This is a genomic window from Candidatus Phytoplasma phoenicium, from assembly GCF_001189415.1.
GTDB lineage: Bacteria > Bacillota_I > Bacilli_A > Acholeplasmatales > Acholeplasmataceae > Phytoplasma > Phytoplasma phoenicium.
The window spans coordinates 1-2,258 of the sequence record NZ_JPSQ01000033.1 but is presented as its reverse complement, the minus strand read 5'-3'; the positions used below and the strand labels follow the sequence as shown (position 1 = coordinate 2,258).

The following is a 2,258-nucleotide window of genomic DNA, read 5'->3' as shown; positions in this document are numbered from 1 at the left end:
ATGATTAATGAAAAAAATAAAACTAATATTGAACTTTTTGTTAATTAAATAAAATTTCTTGAACTTTTTGCTTATCTAATTGTTGAATTAATAATGTTAAAAGTTTGATAGCATTTGTAACATCTTCTTTATGTATAACAGAAGTATGTGAATGAATATAACGAGTAGGAATGCTAATCGCTATAGAAGCTGCGCCATTATTTTGTAAATGCATAATAGAAGCATCTGTTTGACCGCCTGTAGGTTTAGGTTCTTGATAAGGAATTTTATGTTTATTAGCAATTTGTAACACAAATTCTCTCAAATCTTTATGTGCAATTAAACCTGAATCATAACAACTAATTTGTGGGCCTTTTCCTAAAACTTTAGTAGTAAAATTAGCGTCTCCTGGTGTATCATCACTAATACCAACATCCACAGCGATAGCTATTAAAGGTTGGACTTTATTTACACTTGTTCTTGCCCCTCTTAATCCCACTTCTTCTTGTACCGTAAAAGAACCAATGAATTGGTTAGGGTTATTTTTTAAAGCAGCTAAAACTTCCATAACTACTAAAGCGCCAACACGATTATCAAATGCTTTGGCTAATAAAAAATTAGGATTTCCCAAAGTTTTGAACTCTGTATAAGGTGTCACCATATCGCCTATTCTAACTCCTAAATTTTCTGCTTCTTCTTTATTTTCCACTCCTAAATCTAAAAATAAAGATTTTACGTCAGGAGTTTTCATTCTGTCAGCAGGAGATAAAGAATGAGGAGGTTTAGCACCAGTAACAGCATATAAAATACCCTTATTGGTGTGAATTTGCCATAATTGAGCTAACATAACTGAAGTCAACCATCCACCTAAAGTTTGAAATTTAACAAATCCTTCTTTAGTGATTTCAGTAACCATCAAACCAATTTCATCAACATGACCTGCTAGCATAACCTTAGGACCTTGAGTCCCTTTATAAGCATTCATGCTTCCTAAGTTATCATATTCAATTTTATCAACTAAATCTTTTATTTGATTTTTGATATAATGATTAACTTTTTTTTCCTGACCTGGAACACCACTTAACATAGTTAAATTTTTTAAATTTTCTAACCAATTGGACATAATTTGTATCTCCCTTATTTTTTTATTATATATTTTCTTATTATATATTTTTTCTTAAAAAATTTAACATTTTTTTATATTTTAAGCGTAGTGTTTTTATTTTTTTTATTAGTAAAATACAAAATTACACGTACAAAATAAATAACAAAACATATGGCAAAAACAATTGCCAGTAATTTAGTCATTTGTTCTGTTGCTTGATATTTTTTTCCTAAAAGAAAAAAAACTAAACATAAAAGACTTAAATAAAAAGAAAATTTTAAACATAACGAATTCGATTGTTTATTTAAATAATCAATATATAATTCAATCATACTATGTAAAATAACAATATAATAAATAATATAACTTATGTCAAAATAAACACGTAAATTATCGTTTTGAATATAAGATTGAAATATAACACCTAAACCTATCAACAAAAAACAAATATTTTCAACAGCAAAAAGTAATTTAAGCAAAAAACCAGAACTTTTTTTAAAATTCTCAAAAACTAAAAAATAACTAATCAAAAAAATAATCAAACCTGTTAAAAGATTATTTATTTGAATTGGACCAATTCTGAATGTTTCAGGCCATTGAAAAGATAAAGCAGCTAACAAAAATATGAAGCTGAATAAAACATTCTGAATAATATTTTGTTTATTATTAGTTAATTTTTGGGCTGACATATAATATTTTTCCCACATTTCTCTTTTTTCTTTATTTTTACATATAAAAATTTTATTTTTTACATAATTTTTATTAAATAATCAATTAATTCTTTTTTTTTAAATTTAGAAATATTTTTTATTTTTTTTTCTTTAGCTACTTGTTTTAAATCTGATAACGACATTTGTTCTAAATCTAATATTACATTTGTTGAAGATGAATCAATTATTTGGACTTTTTCGATATTTTGGTTTGTTTCAATATTAACTTTAGCTTTTTCGTTATTTTTCAACAATTTTTGAACAAAGGTTTTGGTTGATTTATTCTGTGTAGTTTCTAATTTTTGAGTTGAAACAACAAAATTATCTGTTGATACTTCTGAATCATCCGCTACTTCTTTTACTTTTGCATCAATTATATTTTTTGAATTTATTACGGTTTGTTTTATGGCTGGAATTGGATTATTTATTGTTGTAACGACTTTGGCTTGTTTTTTTTCTTCTTC

At 25.6% G+C, this 2,258-nt stretch carries 3 protein-coding genes; all 3 read right to left on the bottom strand.

The window, feature by feature from the left end:
- Positions 1 to 40 precede the first annotated feature (40 nt).
- Positions 41 to 1,102, bottom strand: a complete 1,062-nt coding sequence (locus tag AlmWB_RS00920; RefSeq protein WP_050337202.1) for a M42 family metallopeptidase — start codon at positions 1,100 to 1,102, stop codon at positions 41 to 43.
- Between the two features lie 74 nt (positions 1,103 to 1,176).
- Positions 1,177 to 1,791 (bottom strand): hypothetical protein, encoded by a 615-nt coding sequence (locus AlmWB_RS00915; RefSeq protein WP_050337200.1) that lies wholly within the window; start codon positions 1,789 to 1,791, stop codon positions 1,177 to 1,179.
- Positions 1,792 to 1,832: 41 nt separating this feature from the next.
- A partial coding sequence (locus AlmWB_RS01900) for a Rho termination factor N-terminal domain-containing protein (protein ID WP_204373898.1) occupies positions 1,833 to 2,258 on the bottom strand: 426 nt, incomplete at its 5' end.

Coding starts and splice junctions, on each gene's coding strand:
- AlmWB_RS00915 (WP_050337200.1), bottom strand. CDS start 1,791: ATGTGGGAAAAATATTATATGTCAGCCCAAAAATTAACTAATAATAAA.
- AlmWB_RS00920 (WP_050337202.1), bottom strand. CDS start 1,102: ATGTCCAATTGGTTAGAAAATTTAAAAAATTTAACTATGTTAAGTGGT.